Origin of the sequence: Bradyrhizobium sediminis (genome assembly GCF_018736085.1) — a bacterium.
GTDB classification, from domain to species: domain Bacteria; phylum Pseudomonadota; class Alphaproteobacteria; order Rhizobiales; family Xanthobacteraceae; genus Bradyrhizobium; species Bradyrhizobium sediminis.
Map to the genome: position 1 here is coordinate 1,082,918 of NZ_CP076134.1, position 15,788 is coordinate 1,098,705.

Genomic DNA, 15,788 nt, shown 5'->3' on the forward strand with positions numbered 1-15,788 from the left:
GTTCCGATTGAATCGGAACCGAGGCGCGATCTTGTCGTTGACGCATTTTCTTTATGCAAACCGGTATCCATCCCGCATCAAGTGCGGGACAGGCTCCGCCTGAAAACGCTATAGCTTGCGCATGGCGGACTACGATCTTGCTGTCATCGGCGGGGGTTTGAACGGCGTCAGCATCGCGCGCGACGCCGCCGGACGCGGCTTGCGGGTGATCCTGCTGGAGCAGGGCGACCTTGGTGCCGGCGCATCCCAAGCCTCGCCGCGGCTGATCCATGGCGATCTGTCGGTGCTGGAGCGCCGGGCGTTCTTTCGCGTGCGGGCGGCGCTGAAGGAGCGCGACACTTGGCTGCGGACCGCACCGCATCTGGTGCGCCCGACCCGCTTCGTGATCCCCGCCCATTCCGACGGGCGTCAGCCCTGGGTGCTGCGGGCGTGGCTCTTGCTCTACGACCGCCTTGCCTCGCGCCCGCGCCTGCCGGCGTCGGCGACGATCGATATCACCCACCATCCGTACGGCAACGCGCTGCAGCGGCCGATCGGCACCGCGTTCGAATATTCCGACTGTATGGTCGACGATTCCCGGCTGGTGGTCCTCAACGCCGTCGATGCCGCGGAGCGCGGCGCCGTGATCCGCACCGGCGCGCGCTGCGTCCGCGCCGACCGGCTCGATATCTGGCGGCTGGCGGTGATCGATCGCGGCCACCGCCAGGTGATCACGGCGCGCGCCCTGGTCAACGCATCGGGCGCCTGGACCGCATCAGTGGCGGAAACCGTGTTGCGCATGCCGCCGCCTCGCGTCGGCACGGTCCAGATCAGCCAGATCGTGGTCAGGCGGTTGTTCGATACCGACAATGTCTATGTTTTCCAGAACAGCGACCGGCGGCTGATCTTCGCAAGCCCCTATGAACGCGATTTCACGCTGATCGGCACCGTCGGCCACGCCTTCACGGGTGACCCGGCGATCGTGTCGATGGCCGCGAGCGATGTCGCCTATCTCTGCGACGCCGCCAACCGCTATTTCCGCGAGCGGCTCGAACTGGTCGATGTGATCAGGACCCTGTCCGGCGCCAACCTGGTGGCGGGCCCGGGGCGCGATGGCGCGATGCTGTTCGGCCGCCCGCGCGGCAAGGCGCCGCTGGTGACGATCTTCGGCGGCGACGTCACGACCTCGCGGCTGCGCGCGGAGCGAGCGGTCTCAAAGCTCACGCCGTTCTATCCGATGTCGCCGCGATGGACCGCGAAGACCCCGCTGCCGGGCGGCGACTCTGCCTGGGAGCGGTTCGACGCCGAGGTCGATGCGGCCGTGGAGCGCTGGCGGTTTCTGTCCGAGCCGCAGGCCCGGCGCCTGGTCGCCGCCTATGGCTCGCGCCTCAACATGGTCCTCGGCGACGCCAGGGAGCGGGTCGATCTCGGTCCGGCCTTCGGGCCGGAACTGACGGCGGCCGAGGTGCGCTATCTCATGGCCAAGGAATGGGCGCGCTTCCCGGATGACATTCTGTGGCGGCGCTCGAAACTCGGCCTCACCATGCCGTCGGCGGATCGCGACGCGCTGGCGGCGTTCATGGCCGCCAAGGGATCGTGCAAGGCATCGTGAATTCCGCTGGCGCCGTTCCAGGCTGCAAGCATGCAATCGACGCCATTACGATAAAATGCCGCAGCGCGGTCGGACCCGGTCGTCAGCGGGAGGTCATAGCTGTCCCGGTTCATTTCCACTCCACCGAAGGCTGGAATGTACTGCAGCACGAGACCGGCTGACTGTGAACCCCCGATGAGTCGACGCGAGCGGTAGCGGTTGCCAAGAGCCGGTTGAGACGTGCCCTCATTCAAGTTGCCGCCTCTGTTCTCAAGGCTTGTAGGCGGCGTCCCTTTTCCATCCGTCGAAACCGGTTTGCAGTACGAGGACATTGTCGCGTCCCGCAACGCGCAGCGCGAATGCGGCCTGGGCGGAGAGGCTGCCGGTGTTGCAGAACAGAATGACTTTCTTGTCTTTTGGTATCTCACTGATGCGGCTGAGCACCTCGCGCCATTCGATATTGCGCGCGCCCGGGATCGAGCCTGCGGCGAATTGCGCCGCATCTCGCGTGTCGATGAACACAACGCTATCGAAAATTTCCTTCGAAAGCTGCTGCGGCACAATGATGCCCGCCTCATAGGGAGCGAACTCCATGTAATCCTGCATGGCCTTGACGGCCGGGCTCTCGGCAAGAGCCGGACTGAACAGAAGTGTCGCGCCCAGCAGGGCTGCCGACAGGCGGCTTGCGAAGGTCATAACACTCGCTCCTTGTTCCAATAATCCTGGTTCACGCCATCGTTTTCGCGCGGTGTGGCGTCAACGGCACCTGTTCAGTGTCGCCTTGTTCAGGCCACAGCTTCGATCGGCAAGCCCGCGGCCTTCCATTCGGGATAACCATCCTCAAGCCGACGGACGAGATAGCCTCGTGCGCGCAGCGCCGCGACCGCCTCGAACGAGAGAACGCAATAAGGACCGCGGCAATAGGCAATGACCTCGCGGTTCGCCGGAAGCTCACTCAACTTCTGTTCCAGCTTGCCAAGCGGGATATTCAACGCGCCGGGAAGATGCCCAAGCGCAAACTCGTCCTCGGGACGTACGTCGAGGACGGTGACAAGGCCATCGCGCAGCCGGGAGACCAAATCCTCTCTCGACACAGCCTCCAGCGCGTCGCGAGCACGGAAGTAGTCGGTCATGATGCGACTGACCTCGGCCACGTTGCGCTCGCCGACACGCCCGAGCGCCCGCATCAGGTCCACCACCTCATGGTCGCCGGCGAGCCGGTACAGCACGTGCTTGCCGCGACGCTCGGTATCGACGAGGCGCGCGCGCCGAAGGATCTGCAGGTGCCGCGAGGTGTTGGCGAAGCTCAGATTGGCCCGCGCGGAAAGCTCTTCAACGCTGCGCATGCCCTGGGCGATGTGCTCCAGCAGCTCCAGCCGGTGAGGGTGGCCGAGCGCCTGCGCCACTTCCGCCAAGCCGGTAAGGATCGCTTGTTTAGGTCCAACGCTTGACACGGCTTCCCCTCAGTGAAACATTCACCAGAATGATTGAATGTATTTACCCCGGGGAATTCAGGAGCGCAAGCCATGATCGTCCGTCAATTCCTGCACCATGAGCCCGTCGGCATCTCCTATCTGTTCGGCTGCGGCGGACGCGCGGCCGGTGCGGTCGTCGATCCCGTCGGCGAGATCGAGCCTTATCTGCGTGCCGCAGAGACCGCCGGCATGCGTATCCACTTCGTCATCGACACCCACGTTCATGCCGACCATCTCTCGGTGGGGCGGCAGCTCGCCGAGGCGGCCGGCGCGGAATATGTGCTCGGCGCGCGCGCGGAAGTCTCGTTTCCGTTCAGGGCGGCGCGCGACGGAGAGGAGCTTCCGCTCGGCAACGTCATCGCGAAAGTGTTGCACACCCCGGGCCACACCCCGGAACACATCTGTATTCTCGTGAGCGATCGCACCCGGGCCGACGAGCCCTGGTTCGTGCTGACCGGACACACTTTGATGGTCGGCGACCTCGGCCGCACGGAGCTCGCCGTCAGCGCCGAGCAGGGCGCAAAGGACCTGTTCCACAGCGTGGGACGGCTGAAGGCGCTGCCGGACTACGTTGAGGTTCTGCCCGGCGCCTATGCCGGCTCGGTGTGTGGCCGGCGCCTGAGCGGCAAGCCCTGGTCGACCATCGGCTTCGAGCGACGCTACAACGAGGCGTTCAGGATCGGAGAGCAGGCCGAGTTCATCCGCTTCATGCTCGCCGAGATTCCGCCGGCCCCGCCAGAGGCGGCCGCACTGAGGGCTGCGAACTCCGGCGCGACGGCTGTGGCAGCCTGACCGATGAGCGAATCGCCATCGATTTCACAGTCGACGGGCTCGCGTGTCAGGCTCGGGCTCAAGGATAACTGGCGGCAGTTCGCGCTGCTCATCCTGATCAATGCCTTTGTCGGCGGCATGGTCGGGATCGAGCGAACGGTTGTGCCGCTGATCGGATCGGAAGAGTTCGGCATTGCCTCGACGACGATCGTGGTTTCCTTCATCGTCAGCTTCGGCGTCGTCAAGGCCCTTGCCAATCTCGTCTCCGGGCAGCTCGCCGATAACTGGGGCCGCAAGCGTGTCCTCGTCCTCGGCTGGCTGGTCGGGCTGCCCGTCCCCTTCATGATCGTATGGGCCCCGAGTTGGGGATGGATCATTGCGGCCAATGCGCTGCTCGGCATCAATCAGGGGCTTGCCTGGTCGATGACGGTGATCATGAAAGTCGATCTGGTCGGGCCGAAGTCGCGCGGTCTTGCGGTCGGCCTCAACGAGTTCGCCGGCTATCTCGCCGTAGGTGTCACGGCATTCCTCACCGGCTATCTCGCCTCTCGATACGGCCTTCGGCCGGTGCCGATCTATCTCGGTATCGGCTATGCGGTCCTGGGGGCCTTGCTGTCGATCGCGCTGGTTCGCGACACGCGTGAACACGTCCGGCTCGAAGCCGCCGGGTCTTCAAAGCCACCAACTTCGATGAGCTTTCGTGAAATCTTCGTCCTCACCTCGTTCCGGGACCGCAATCTCTTCGCCGCGTCGCAGGCCGGTCTCGTCAATAACCTCAACGACGGCATGAGCTGGGGCATCTTCCCGCTGTTCTTTGCCTCCTTCGGCCTCGGCGTCGAGCGCATCGGCATTCTGAAGGCGATCTATCCCGCGACATGGGGAATCCTGCAGGTCGCCACCGGTCCCTTGAGTGATCGCTGGGGCCGCAAGGGCCTGATCGCCGCCGGCATGTGGATCCAGTCAGCCGGCCTGTTCCTCACCGCTGCGACGCGCCAGTACCAATGGTGGCTGGTCGGCAGCCTTCTGCTCGGACTCGGAACGGCGATGGTCTACCCGAGCCTGATTGCGGCCGTCTCCGATGCCTCGCATCCGACGTGGCGGGCGCGCTCGCTCAGCGTCTACCGCTTTTGGCGCGACCTCGGTTATGCCATCGGCGCGCTCTCGGCGGGTATCATCGCCGACATTTTCGGGATGGCGTGGGCGATCGGGTCGATCGCCGCGCTGACTTTTCTTTCCGGTGTCGTCGTGGCCGTGCTCATGTGTGAGCGTGCGAGCCCCTCTCTTGATCTTGCGCAAGATCCAAAACCACTCGGCCAATTAAAATAATGTTAGTTGCAAAGATGGAGGCAACCAATGCCAAAAGCTTTGATCAAGATCGTCGCCCCAGCGGGGGCCGCTCTCGCGCTTTTATCCAGCGCGGCATGGGCGCAGACGCCCTCGGACGCCGACAGATACGCCTATGGGCCGCATATGATGTGGTGGGGCGGAGGAGGGTACGCCATGATACTCGGTCCGCTGTTCATGATCCTTGTACTTACGGCGTTGATCGCTGCCGTAGTCCTGCTCGCACGCTGGGCCGGTGGGCCATGGCAGGGAACAATCCCGCCGCATTACATGCCGCCGGGTCGCACCGCCCTCGACATTCTCAAGGAGCGCTTTGCGCGAGGCGAGATCGATAAGGACGAGTTCGAGCAGCGGCGGCGCGTGCTCGGCGATTGAGCTGTCCGCATTGGACGATTGGTAGATGCGGAAACCGCATGCCGACCGAGCTTGCTCGATAGAGAGAAGGAAGGATGCCTGTGCAGATCCTGTTCATCCTGAATGACCCGCCCTACGGTACCGAACGTGTCTACAATGGCCTGCGGCTGGCGCAGGCGCTGCTCAAGAGCGATCCGCAGGCGAGTGTGACCGTGTTCCTCATGGCAGACGCGGTCATTGCCGGCAAGGCGGGCCAGAAGACGCCGGACGGCTACTACAATGTCGAACGAATGCTGAAGCGCTTGCTCGCCGGCAGCGGCAAGGTGCTTCTGTGCGGCACCTGCATGGACGCGCGCGGCCTCGAAGAATCTGCCGTCGTGCCGGGCGCGCGCCGGAGCACCATGGACGAACTCGCGGCGGCAACCTTAGAGGCCGATAAGGTGCTGGTCTTCTAACAGCACGTTGTCTCAACCTCGAAAGAGCGTTTGCACGCTCATCGACATTCAAGGAACAAGGCATGGGTCAGTGGGAACCAACGCAGCTTGCCACGCTTGGCGGTCTGGCGATCGGCATGCTGTTTGGAGGTGTCGCTCAAGCCACAGCGTTTTGTAGTAGCGGGGCTATCCTTGATTTCGTGCGATCAGGCGACGGCAATCGCCTGCGTGCCTGGCTGTTGGCGATGGCGGCGGCGATCTTTTCCGCTCAGTTGTTGCTGGGCTTCGATGTCCTGGATGTGCGCAAGGCGGTCTACCTGACCGCCCCCTTGAACCTCGCCGGCCCCGTGCTGGGCGGTCTCATGTTCGGAATTGGCATGATGCTGGCGCAAGGTTGCGCCGCGCGGAATCTCGTTCGTCTCGGCGGCGGCAACCTGCGGGCTCTCGTGGTCGTTCTTGTCTTCTCCATCTCCGCCTATGCTGCCATGCGCGGGATTCTTGGGCCAGGCCGTATCGAACTGGAACGCCTCACGCGCGTCAATCCCGGCGCTGCCGGCGTGCCGGAACTCCTTGCCGGAGTTTTGGGGGTGGCGGCTGAACAGGCGCGCTGGATCGTCGCCCTTGGCACTGCGGGCGCCCTCGCGGTGTTCTGCTTCGCAAGCTCGGCCTTTCGTTCTTCGCCGCGCAATATAATCACTGGTCTGGCGATCGGTTTGCTTGTGATCGCGGGCTGGTATCTCACCGGCGTCCTGGCGCAGGACGAGTTCAACCCGACGCCGCCTTCGAGCCTGACCTTCGTCGCTCCGCTTGCCGACAGCCTGCAATACGTCATGCTCTTCACCGGGATGAGCGCCAATTTCGGGATAGCGGTGGTGGGCGGCGTCATCCTTGGGGCCTTCCTGATGGCGCTGGCTCGCCGCCGCTTTCGGATCGAGGGATTTGGCGACCAGCGGGACTTCATTCGTCAGTTAGCCGGAGCCGTACTGATGGGTACGGGCGGTGTGTTCGCCATGGGCTGCACGGTCGGCCAGGGATTGACGGGGCTCTCGACATTATCGCTCGGCTCAGTTCTCGCGGCACTTTCAATCGGCGCGGGCGGTTTTCTGGGAGCCCGGTTGTTCGAGGCGCCTACCGACGTAGCTAATGAACGTCGCACAGCTTCCGCGGCAACGAGCAGGGTCAGGGCGACATGACCGCGCAACGCATCTATCTCGACTACAACGCCAGCACGCCGATCGATCCGGCAGTCTCCGCTGCAATGATGCCGTTTCTGGCGGATCATTTCGGTAACCCGTCGAGCGGGCATTGGGCCGCCGCGCCAGCGAAAGCCGCGCTTGAAAGGGCGCGTGGGCAAATTGCGGCCGTGCTTGGCTGTGAGGATGATGAAGTCGTCTTCACCAGCGGCGGCAGCGAGGCCAACAACCTTGCGCTCAAAGGCGTGTTTTTTGCACGGCGCAGCGGTGGCGATCACATCATCACTACCAGGATCGAACACCCGGCGATCATCGAACCGTGCCGCTTTCTTGAACGCCTGGGCGCGCGGATAACCCGTCTGCCGGTAGATGGATTCGGGCGCGTCGATCCCAATGACCTGCGCCGGGCCATCACGCCGCACACCATCCTCGTCAGCATCATGCACGCCAACAACGAGGTGGGCACCATCCAGCCGATTGAGGAGTGCGCGCGCATCGCCCGCGATCATGGCATCCTGTTTCATACCGACGCCGCCCAATCGGTCGGCAAGATTGCAACAGACGTGAACGGGCTCGGCGTCGACCTGCTCTCGATCGCCGGGCACAAGCTATACGCCCCCAAGGGTGTCGGCGCCCTGTTCGTTCGCCGTGGCGTCCAACTCGAGCCGCTCATTCACGGGGCCGGACACGAGAGCGGGCGGCGCGCCGGGACCGAGAGCGCGTTGCTGGCGGTCGGTCTCGGCAAGGCTTGCGAGCTGGCGTGCGATCTCTCGCCGATGGATCGGGTGCGCGCCTTGCGCGACCACTTCTGGCGTGAACTGCAGTCGCGGTTCGGCAATGGCATCGCTCTCAACGGACATCCGACGCATCGCCTGCCGAACACGCTCAATGTTTCCTTCATCGGCCGCGCCGGCGGCGAGATACTGGAACGGCTGGACGGCGTCGCCGCCTCGACGGGCTCGGCGTGCCATTCGGGGCACATCGAACTGTCGCCCGTCCTTGCGGCGATGTGCGTCGCGCCCGAAGTGGGCATGGGGGCCATCCGCTTCAGCCTCGGGCGCGGAACGACCCGCGAGGAAATCGACGCGGTTGCCGAACGCCTGAGTGGCGCCCTCGCAGTTGTTTCATGACCCGTGGCGCGGAACGCGGCATGGGCGGTGCACAACCGGCCGAAGAGCTGACAGCGTCGTATGTCCGGTGGCGATCGAGCCGTCTCGGCCGGATCACCGACGCCCTTGAGCGGCAACTGCTCGCGAGACTTCTCGGCAAGGTCGATGGCAAGAAGCTGCTCGACGTCGGGTGCGGCGATGGCGCAATGGCATTCGAACTGGCGCGGCAGGGCGCAAGCGTAACCGCGCTCGATGCCGATCCGTCCATGATTGCAGCCGCCCGCCTTCGCGCGGAAAGCGAAGCCACCCGCGCTCAGTTCGTGGAAGGCAACGCCGAGAGCCTGCCCTTCGATGACGCGACTTTCGATATCGTGGTGGCGGTGACCGTGCTTTGCTTCGTTCGAGACGCCGAGCGCGCGGTGAAGGAAATCGCCCGCGTTCTCAAGCCCGGAGGACGGCTTGTCATCGGCGAACTCGGACGCTGGAGCCTTTGGGCCACGCAACGGCGCATCCGCGGCTGGCTCGGACATCCGGTCTGGGGTGCAGTGAAGTTCCGGACGGCGGCGGACCTGCGAAGCCTCGCGGAGGCGGCGGGGTTGCGTGTCGTTGCGATACACGGAGCCGTGCATTATCCGCCGTGCGGCCTCGCAGCACGGCTCCTTGCCCCGGTTGATCCATGGCTTGGGCGGAAGACGACATTCGGAGCCGCATTCCTGGCCATGTCTGCGGTCAGGCAGCGATGAATTTGCGGCGGATACGGAGAACCACTTTGGAAAAGACGGAAACGCCGCCAATCCTCGCGAACAAGCATTACGGTACCGCCTCCGCCTTCAAACCCGAGAACCTGTTGCGCGAAGCACGGCGCCAAAAAGGGCTTCCGACGGGCTCCGTACCGGAGATCTGCATTCTCGATCCCGATGGCGACATGGTTCGATATCTGCGCGCCGCAGGCCTGGCTGACCGTCACCCCGATTGGGCGTGCTACCACACCGATCTCCATGTCTTCCGCAAGGGCGGGCATGAATATGGCATCGTCGGCGGCGTTGTCGGAGCCTCGTTTGCGGTCCTGGTCGCAGAAGAGTTGTTCGCATCGGGCTGCCGGTTTCTTGTAAGCATGACCTCCTCAGGTCAAATCTTGCCCGTGCAGGCACCGCCGTATTTCATTGTCATCGAACGTGCGCTTCGCGACGAAGGGACCAGTTACCATTACCTGCCCCCTTCCGATTACAGCGAAGCGGCCCCTGATCTGACGCGGATGGCAAGGAAAGCGCTGATGACGGCGGGCATTCCAATTCAGTCCGGCGCGACATGGACCACCGATGCTCCATTCCGGGAAACCGAGCAGGCGATCGACGCGGCAAGGAACGCCGGCATTCTTGCCGTGGAAATGGAGGCGGCGGCGCTCTATGCGTTTGCGAGGGCCCGCGATTGCGCGGTGCTTTGCCTGGCGCACGTGACCAACCAGATGGGTCGGATCGAGGGAGACTTTGAAAAAGGCGTTGCGGATGGAGCCGAGGAATCGCTCGAGGTAATCGCCTCGGCCGCGGCGGGCTGGCGGACGGAGGTGCGGTCATGAATCTCCATGAGCGCTGCATCCTGCCACCCATTCGTGCAGGCGGGTGTGTCAGGCCTTCTTGAGTCGACGCAGGCGGCAGCCGTTGTTAGAAGATGATTGATGTCTGTCGCAGCGGGCGCGGCCTGTTGTCGGGATGAGTGGTGATGCGTTCGAGCCTGCCCAATGCTTGAGATCGACGGCTTCTTCCGACCAGCCGCCGCCACATTGGCGCTGCTGACCGCGTTCCTGCTGCTGCGTGACGCAAGGTCCGATTTGCGGGCGCGCTTGGGCGCGCTGTTTGCAATCGGGACCGCCGCCTATATGTATTGCTCGGGCGCTCTTGGGGGCTGGGGTGTCGGCTCGTTGCTGCTGCCGCTATGCATCGGCAACAACGTGTTTTTCTGGTGGTTCGCGCTGGCGCTGCTCGATGACGACTTTCGCCTCGAGGCGGTCCATGCCGGCGTCCTGATAGCCGTGCTGGCCCTGGGTTTCGCCCGTTTCGGATCCCGCCTTCTTGAATACGCCGCCCTTGGGCAAGCGCTCGCTATCGTCCATAACCTCATCATTCTGACCCTCGGCGCTCACGTATTGCTGCTGGCCTGGCGCGGCTATGACAACGACCTCTCGGAGAGCCGGAGGCGGTTCAGGCTGCTTTTTCTGATCGGTGGAAGTCTGGCGGCTGTGGGGATTGCGGTCGCCGAGGTCGCCCTTGCCGGGCGGCCTCCAGTGGCCTGGATGCTGGCGCTGCAATCCGCATTTGTTACGATCCTCGCGGCGGCGGCGGCGGCATGGTTGCTCGGCGCGTCCGCATCGCGCCTGGCGTTTCAAAGCATCACGGCTGCCGGGCAGGCCGAACCCGTTCCGGTTCCGGATCGCCAGAGGCTGATCGATGAAACCCTTGCCGCGGCCCTGGAGCGTGCCATCAATATCGACAAGCTGTATCTCGAACAGGGTTTGACGATCGCCGCGCTGGCCAGGAGATTGGGGGTGCCGGAGCATCGTCTGCGCAAACACATCAACGAGGCGCTCGGCCACAGCAATTTCAACGCTTACGTGAACCGGCATCGCATTGCCGCCGCCAAGGCCGCCTTGCGCGACCCCCAGCTGGCGCATTTGCCGGTGCTCACCATCGCGCTCGACTCCGGCTTTGCCTCGCTGCCTCCCTTCAATCGCGCCTTCCGTGCCGAAACCGGTCAGTCCGCAACGGCCTACCGAAGCACCGCGCTGGCGGAGGCACGCGGCGTCAATGGGCGGGTCGAATCTGAAAAAAGCTAGCCGATTTCGAAATCGACCGCATTTGGCCAGAAATCGAGCGGACGGGCCGGGGTTTGGCGGCTAGTTCCGGCGGCGGTTCTCGTGGAGGACCAACGCAAGGAGAGTTCCGCGCCATGACGCAATTGACATCGATCCTCGATGAATTCCGCCAAATCTGGCCCTATATTTTTGCCGGCGACCTCGCCCGCTATCTGATCGGCGCCGGCTCCGTATTCCTTCTCATCTGGGTGCTCTTCCGGTCGCGACTGGCAGCCCGGAAGATCCGGAAAAATACCCCACCGGCCGGTCAAATCTGGCGGGAGATCGGTCATTCGCTGGTGACGGTCTGCATCTTCGCGACTGTCGGGACATCGATCGGGATCGGAGCGATGCATGGCGTATTTCAGGTCTACACCGACGTTTCCCTTTATGGCTGGCCTTATCTCGCTGGAAGCGTCGTTGCCATGATCGTGGTGCAGGATGCCTATTTCTACTGGGTGCATCGGCTGATGCACCGCGTGCCGCTGCTGTGGAAAGTGCATGCCACTCACCATCGCTCGCACAATCCAACCCCGTGGACGGCCTACGCGTTCGATCCGGGCGAAGCCCTGATCCACGCGCTGTTCATGCCGATGTTCGTCGCGATCGTTCCGATGCACGTCGGCGGCCTGTTCGCATTCACGGCCCACATGATGCTGCGCAATGCCGTCGGTCATTGCGGCTACGAGCTGTTTCCGAAGGGTTGGGCGGATCGTCCGATACTGGGTCTCGTGACCATGGTCACCCACCACGACATGCACCACGAGCACGCGCCGCGGAATTTCGGGCTGTATTTTACGTGGTGGGATCGGCTGATGGGAACCGAGCATCCGGAATACCGGGCGCGCACCAAATTGATGACGCCGGACAATGGGATGCTTGATAGCCTCAAAGGCGCCTACGCGTCACAGGTCGGAGCGGAAAGTCCAGCCGGGGAATCGCTTGAGGCCATCGCCCTGGTGGGCTGGAGAGCGAATGAGGAACGTCGATGAATTTCTATGAGCGCTGGATATTGCCGCCCATTCTCGATCTGGTGATGCGACAGAAGCACCTCACGAAATATCGCCGCGAGGTGATCGCCGCCGCCCGCGGGCGCGTGCTCGAAATCGGCGTCGGCTCCGGATTGAATCTGCCGCTCTATGGCAAGCAGGTGGAGCTGGTCTACGGGCTCGATCCTTCGGCCAGACTGCTGGCCATCGCGCGCCGGCGTGCCGCCGCATCGGCGGTGCCCGTTGACCTCCTGCTGGGCTCGGCGACCGCGATCCCGCTTGCGGATGACAGCATCGATACCGTTGTGATGACGTGGACGCTTTGCTCGATCCCGGATCCGTTGGCTGCGTTGCGCGAGATGCGCAGGGTACTCAAGCCCGATGGCACTCTCTGCTTTGTCGAGCACGGACTGTCGCCCGAGCCGGGCATCGAACTCTGGCAGCACCGGATCACGCCGGCCTGGCGCCGCATGGCAGGCGGTTGCCATCTGGATCGCAAGATCGACGAACTCGTCCGTGTCGCCGGCTTCGATCTGACCAGCCTGCAGGCGGAATACGCGCCAGGGCCCCGCACCATGTCCTACATGTATGAAGGGTGCGCGTGCCGCAGTCATTCCGGCGGCATCGGCTCGCCCGTATCAGCCGATTGAGGAGGACCCCCGTTACCTGCCGAAGCTTGCCGGAGACGCGATCAACGCCCCGATAATGTTGTGGCCGCGCCCCGGGTACCGGTTGAGCCGATGCCGATCCGCCGCTAGCGTGCGGTGGCGACCGGGCTGGCGGGGAACATGGCTGAGGACCTACCGAACATCGGCGCCGGCGAGGCGGTATCGAAAGCCGCGCCGCAGGCGGACGAACCTGACCTGCCGCTGCTGCGCATCGACGCGGTGGTGAAGAAGTTCGGCGGCTTCCGCGCGGTGGACCGGGTCTCGCTCGACATCAGGGCCGGCGAGTTTTTCGCGCTGCTCGGCCCGTCAGGCTGCGGCAAGACCACGCTGCTGCGGATGATCGCCGGTTTCGAGACGCCGGACGAGGGCCGGATCCTGCTCGACGGCATGGACATCGCGCAGGTTCTGCCGCATCAGCGGCCGGTCAACATGATGTTCCAGAACTACGCGCTGTTTCCGCATCTTTCCGTGCGCGACAATATCGCGTTCGGACTGAAGCGCGCCGGCATGCCGCGCGCCGTGATCGACGCCCGCGTGGCCGAGATGGTGGCGCTGGTCAAGCTCGAGGGGCTCGAGAAGCGCAAGCCCGACCAGCTTTCCGGCGGCCAGAAGCAGCGCGTGGCGCTGGCGCGCTCGCTGGCGCGCCGCCCGCAGATCCTGCTGCTCGACGAGCCCCTGGCCGCGCTCGACAGGAAGCTGCGCGAGAGCACTCAGCTCGAATTGATGGAGCTGCAGCGGCGGCTTGGCATGACCTTCATCATCGTCACCCACGACCAGGAAGAGGCGATGACGGTGGCGAGCCGGATCGGCGTGATGGATCACGGCCGGCTCGAACAGGTGGCGGCGCCGCGCGAACTTTACGAGGCTCCCAACTCGCGCTGGATTGCCGAGTTCGTCGGCGACGTCAATCTGTTCGAGGGGCAGGTGGCGTCGAGCGAGGGAAATCGCCTGGCGATCTGGACGCGGGACGCCGGAACGATCACGGTCGCCGGGCCGCGCCGGCCGGTCACGAAAACCAATGTCAGCGTTGCGATCCGCCCCGAGAAGGTGAAGCTGTCGCGCCGCGGTCCGGTGCCGGATGCGGACCATGCCCATGCCATCAACCGGCTGGAAGGCATCGTGACCGATGTCGGTTATCTCGGCGGCTTCACCACCTACAAGGTCAGACTCGACACCGGCGCGGTGCTGCGTTCGTCGATGGCGAACACGGCGCGGATCGATATCGACGCCTACAGCCCGAGCCAGCGCGTGGTGGCGTGGTTCACGCCCGACGATTGCGTGGTGCTTGAGCAATGAGCGCCCGCCGCATCTTCGCCCGCCCGGCGCGCCTGGCCGCGATCGCGCCGTATTTGTGGATGGCCTTGTTCTTCCTGGTGCCGTTCGGCTTCGTGCTGAAGATCGGCCTGTCGCAGACCGCGGTGGCGCAGCCGCCCTATCTGCCGGTGTTCGATTTGACGCAAGGCGCAGCCGCGCTGAAGGCGGCCGCCGCCCAACTGTCGCTGGATAATTTCCGCCTCTTGGTCTCCGACAATCTCTACATCCTGTCCTATCTGCGCAGCCTGATCGTTGCCGCGGTCTCGACGGCGATCCTGCTCGGAATCGGCTACCCCATCGCCTACGGCATGGCGCGGCTGCCGCGGCACTGGCAATCGATCGCGATGATGCTGGTGATCGTGCCGTTCTGGACCTCGTTCCTGATCCGGATCTACGCCTGGATCAACATCCTGCAGCACGACGGCCTGCTCAACAAAATCCTGCTGGCGCTGCATCTGGTCTCAGCACCGGTGGTGTGGCTGTCGACCGACAGCGCGATGTATCTCGGCATCGTCTATTCCTATCTGCCGTTCATGATCCTGCCGCTCTATGCGACGCTGGCCAGGATGGACCCGGCGCTGCTGGAGGCGGCGAGCGATCTCGGCGCCTCGCCACGCAGCACGTTCTGGCTGGTGACGTTCCCGCTGTCGCTGCCGGGCGTCGGCGCCGGCGCGCTGCTCTGCTTCATTCCGATCGTCGGGGAGTTCGTGATCCCGGACCTGCTGGCGGGCTCCAATGCAATGATGATCGGCCAGACCCTGTGGCTGGAATTCTTCACCAACAAGGACTGGCCGGTGGCCTCCGCCGCCGCGGTGGTGCTGCTGGTGCTGCTGGTGGCGCCGCTCGCGCTCTACGACCGGATGCAGCGGCGCCAGCTCGAGGGCGTCAGCTGATGGCCCGTCCGCTCAACCGGATATCGCCGTTCAACGTCGTCTCGCTCGCGCTCGGCCTTGCGTTCCTCTACCTGCCGATCGTCATCCTCGTGATCTATTCGTTCAATGCGTCGCGGCTGGTCACGGTGTGGGGCGGCTGGTCGCTGCGCTGGTACCGCGAATTCCTGCATGACCGCGCCATGCTGGATGCGGCCTGGATGAGTCTTAAGGTGGCGGCGGTCTCGGCCACATCAGCGACGCTGCTCGGCACGCTCGCCGCGGTGGCGCTGTCGCGCGGCGAGCGCTTCAAGGGCCGTACGCTGTTTTCCGGCATGCTCTATGCGCCGCTGGTGATGCCCGAAGTCATCACCGGGCTTTCGCTGCTGCTGCTGTTCGTCGCGGTCGGCGCCGAGCGCGGGTTCTGGACGGTGACGATCGCGCATACCACGCTGACGATGTGCTTCGTTGCGGTGGTGGTGCAGTCGCGGCTGGCGCCGCTCGACCGCAGCCTGGAAGAGGCGGCGATGGATCTCGGCTGCAATCCGGTGCAGGCGTTCCTCCGCGTCACGCTGCCGCTGATCTTCCCCGCCATCGCCGCCGGCTGGATGCTGGCGTTCACGCTGTCGCTGGACGACGTGGTGATCGCGAGCTTCACCACCGGCCCCGGTTCGGCGACGCTGCCGATCCGGATCTATTCGGAGGTGCGGCTCGGGGTGAAGCCCGAGATCAACGCCATCTGCACGCTGGTGCTCGCCTTGATCGCGGTGGTTATCATTGTGGCTTCGTTCGCCTCGAAGCTCACGAGCGCGCGGGGCGAGAGCGCCGCGCCGCTGTAAGGCGAGCAGTT

General features: G+C 64.4%; 17 protein-coding genes. 15 read left to right on the forward strand and 2 right to left on the reverse strand.

Features of this window, described 5'->3' with window-relative positions; all coding sequences use genetic code 11:
• Positions 1–121: 121 nt before the first annotated feature.
• Complete coding sequence (locus KMZ29_RS05200; protein ID WP_215622738.1) at positions 122–1,591, forward strand: glycerol-3-phosphate dehydrogenase; 1,470 nt, start codon at positions 122–124, stop codon at positions 1,589–1,591.
• 249 nt (positions 1,592–1,840) lie between these two features.
• Here the strand turns inward: KMZ29_RS05200 and KMZ29_RS05205 are convergent, their stop codons facing one another.
• Both KMZ29_RS05205 and KMZ29_RS05210 read right to left on the reverse strand, forming a co-directional pair.
• Positions 1,841–2,266 (reverse strand): rhodanese-like domain-containing protein, encoded by a 426-nt coding sequence (locus KMZ29_RS05205; protein ID WP_215622739.1) that lies wholly within the window; start codon positions 2,264–2,266, stop codon positions 1,841–1,843.
• Between the two features lie 89 nt (positions 2,267–2,355).
• Positions 2,356–3,024 (reverse strand): ArsR/SmtB family transcription factor, encoded by a 669-nt coding sequence (locus KMZ29_RS05210; protein ID WP_215622740.1) that lies wholly within the window; start codon positions 3,022–3,024, stop codon positions 2,356–2,358.
• Between the two features lie 72 nt (positions 3,025–3,096).
• Here KMZ29_RS05210 and KMZ29_RS05215 point away from each other — a divergent pair, with 72 nt between their 5' ends.
• The 14 genes from KMZ29_RS05215 (at position 3,097) to KMZ29_RS05280 (ending at position 15,777) form a co-directional block, all read left to right on the forward strand.
• Complete coding sequence (locus KMZ29_RS05215; RefSeq protein ID WP_215622741.1) at positions 3,097–3,837, forward strand: MBL fold metallo-hydrolase; 741 nt, start codon at positions 3,097–3,099, stop codon at positions 3,835–3,837.
• 3 nt (positions 3,838–3,840) lie between these two features.
• Positions 3,841–5,142, forward strand: a complete 1,302-nt coding sequence (locus tag KMZ29_RS05220; RefSeq protein WP_215622742.1) for an MFS transporter — start codon at positions 3,841–3,843, stop codon at positions 5,140–5,142.
• A gap of 27 nt (positions 5,143–5,169) precedes the next feature.
• Entirely contained in the window at positions 5,170–5,535 is a 366-nt protein-coding gene (locus tag KMZ29_RS05225; RefSeq protein WP_215622743.1) for an SHOCT domain-containing protein, read from the forward strand.
• A 74-nt stretch (positions 5,536–5,609) separates the two neighbouring features.
• Positions 5,610–5,969: a DsrE/DsrF/TusD sulfur relay family protein gene (locus KMZ29_RS05230; RefSeq protein WP_249779827.1), complete on the forward strand. Its 360-nt coding sequence runs from the start codon at positions 5,610–5,612 to the stop codon at positions 5,967–5,969.
• A 62-nt stretch (positions 5,970–6,031) separates the two neighbouring features.
• Positions 6,032–7,141 (forward strand): YeeE/YedE family protein, encoded by a 1,110-nt coding sequence (locus tag KMZ29_RS05235; RefSeq protein ID WP_215622745.1) that lies wholly within the window; start codon positions 6,032–6,034, stop codon positions 7,139–7,141.
• Complete coding sequence (locus KMZ29_RS05240; protein WP_215622746.1) at positions 7,138–8,271, forward strand: cysteine desulfurase family protein; 1,134 nt, start codon at positions 7,138–7,140, stop codon at positions 8,269–8,271. The genes KMZ29_RS05235 and KMZ29_RS05240 overlap by 4 nt, the downstream gene beginning before the upstream one ends.
• Complete coding sequence (locus KMZ29_RS05245; protein WP_249779828.1) at positions 8,268–8,993, forward strand: class I SAM-dependent methyltransferase; 726 nt, start codon at positions 8,268–8,270, stop codon at positions 8,991–8,993. Before KMZ29_RS05240 ends, KMZ29_RS05245 begins: the two co-directional genes overlap by 4 nt.
• Before the next feature lie 26 nt (positions 8,994–9,019).
• Entirely contained in the window at positions 9,020–9,826 is an 807-nt protein-coding gene (locus KMZ29_RS05250; protein ID WP_249779829.1) for a nucleoside phosphorylase, read from the forward strand.
• A 162-nt stretch (positions 9,827–9,988) separates the two neighbouring features.
• Positions 9,989–11,080, forward strand: coding sequence for a helix-turn-helix domain-containing protein (locus KMZ29_RS05255; RefSeq protein ID WP_215622747.1), 1,092 nt, complete (start codon positions 9,989–9,991; stop codon positions 11,078–11,080).
• A gap of 113 nt (positions 11,081–11,193) precedes the next feature.
• Positions 11,194–12,090 (forward strand): sterol desaturase family protein, encoded by an 897-nt coding sequence (locus KMZ29_RS05260; protein ID WP_215622748.1) that lies wholly within the window; start codon positions 11,194–11,196, stop codon positions 12,088–12,090.
• Positions 12,087–12,737 (forward strand): class I SAM-dependent methyltransferase, encoded by a 651-nt coding sequence (locus KMZ29_RS05265; protein WP_215622749.1) that lies wholly within the window; start codon positions 12,087–12,089, stop codon positions 12,735–12,737. The genes KMZ29_RS05260 and KMZ29_RS05265 overlap by 4 nt, the downstream gene beginning before the upstream one ends.
• Before the next feature lie 138 nt (positions 12,738–12,875).
• The gene (locus KMZ29_RS05270) at positions 12,876–14,051 is read left to right on the forward strand and encodes an ABC transporter ATP-binding protein (RefSeq protein ID WP_215622750.1); all 1,176 of its coding nucleotides are present in this window, start codon (positions 12,876–12,878) and stop codon (positions 14,049–14,051) included.
• Positions 14,048–14,962, forward strand: coding sequence for an ABC transporter permease (locus KMZ29_RS05275; RefSeq protein WP_215622751.1), 915 nt, complete (start codon positions 14,048–14,050; stop codon positions 14,960–14,962). The genes KMZ29_RS05270 and KMZ29_RS05275 overlap by 4 nt, the downstream gene beginning before the upstream one ends.
• On the forward strand, positions 14,962–15,777 hold the full coding sequence (locus KMZ29_RS05280; RefSeq protein ID WP_215622752.1) for an ABC transporter permease: 816 nt from the start codon (positions 14,962–14,964) through the stop codon (positions 15,775–15,777). The genes KMZ29_RS05275 and KMZ29_RS05280 overlap by 1 nt, the downstream gene beginning before the upstream one ends.
• The last annotated feature ends 11 nt before the right edge of the window (positions 15,778–15,788 follow it).

Excerpts from the sequence above, each read along its gene's own strand:
- KMZ29_RS05200 (WP_215622738.1), top strand. The coding sequence starts at position 122 with ATGGCGGACTACGATCTTGCTGTCATCGGCGGGGGTTTGAACGGCGTC.
- KMZ29_RS05205 (WP_215622739.1), bottom strand. The coding sequence starts at position 2,266 with ATGACCTTCGCAAGCCGCCTGTCGGCAGCCCTGCTGGGCGCGACACTT.
- KMZ29_RS05215 (WP_215622741.1), top strand. The coding sequence starts at position 3,097 with ATGATCGTCCGTCAATTCCTGCACCATGAGCCCGTCGGCATCTCCTAT.
- KMZ29_RS05220 (WP_215622742.1), top strand. The coding sequence starts at position 3,841 with ATGAGCGAATCGCCATCGATTTCACAGTCGACGGGCTCGCGTGTCAGG.
- KMZ29_RS05225 (WP_215622743.1), top strand. The coding sequence starts at position 5,170 with ATGCCAAAAGCTTTGATCAAGATCGTCGCCCCAGCGGGGGCCGCTCTC.
- KMZ29_RS05230 (WP_249779827.1), top strand. The coding sequence starts at position 5,610 with ATGCCTGTGCAGATCCTGTTCATCCTGAATGACCCGCCCTACGGTACC.
- KMZ29_RS05235 (WP_215622745.1), top strand. The coding sequence starts at position 6,032 with ATGGGTCAGTGGGAACCAACGCAGCTTGCCACGCTTGGCGGTCTGGCG.
- KMZ29_RS05240 (WP_215622746.1), top strand. The coding sequence starts at position 7,138 with ATGACCGCGCAACGCATCTATCTCGACTACAACGCCAGCACGCCGATC.
- KMZ29_RS05245 (WP_249779828.1), top strand. The coding sequence starts at position 8,268 with ATGACCCGTGGCGCGGAACGCGGCATGGGCGGTGCACAACCGGCCGAA.
- KMZ29_RS05255 (WP_215622747.1), top strand. The coding sequence starts at position 9,989 with ATGCTTGAGATCGACGGCTTCTTCCGACCAGCCGCCGCCACATTGGCG.
- KMZ29_RS05260 (WP_215622748.1), top strand. The coding sequence starts at position 11,194 with ATGACGCAATTGACATCGATCCTCGATGAATTCCGCCAAATCTGGCCC.
- KMZ29_RS05265 (WP_215622749.1), top strand. The coding sequence starts at position 12,087 with ATGAATTTCTATGAGCGCTGGATATTGCCGCCCATTCTCGATCTGGTG.
- KMZ29_RS05270 (WP_215622750.1), top strand. The coding sequence starts at position 12,876 with ATGGCTGAGGACCTACCGAACATCGGCGCCGGCGAGGCGGTATCGAAA.
- KMZ29_RS05275 (WP_215622751.1), top strand. The coding sequence starts at position 14,048 with ATGAGCGCCCGCCGCATCTTCGCCCGCCCGGCGCGCCTGGCCGCGATC.
- KMZ29_RS05280 (WP_215622752.1), top strand. The coding sequence starts at position 14,962 with ATGGCCCGTCCGCTCAACCGGATATCGCCGTTCAACGTCGTCTCGCTC.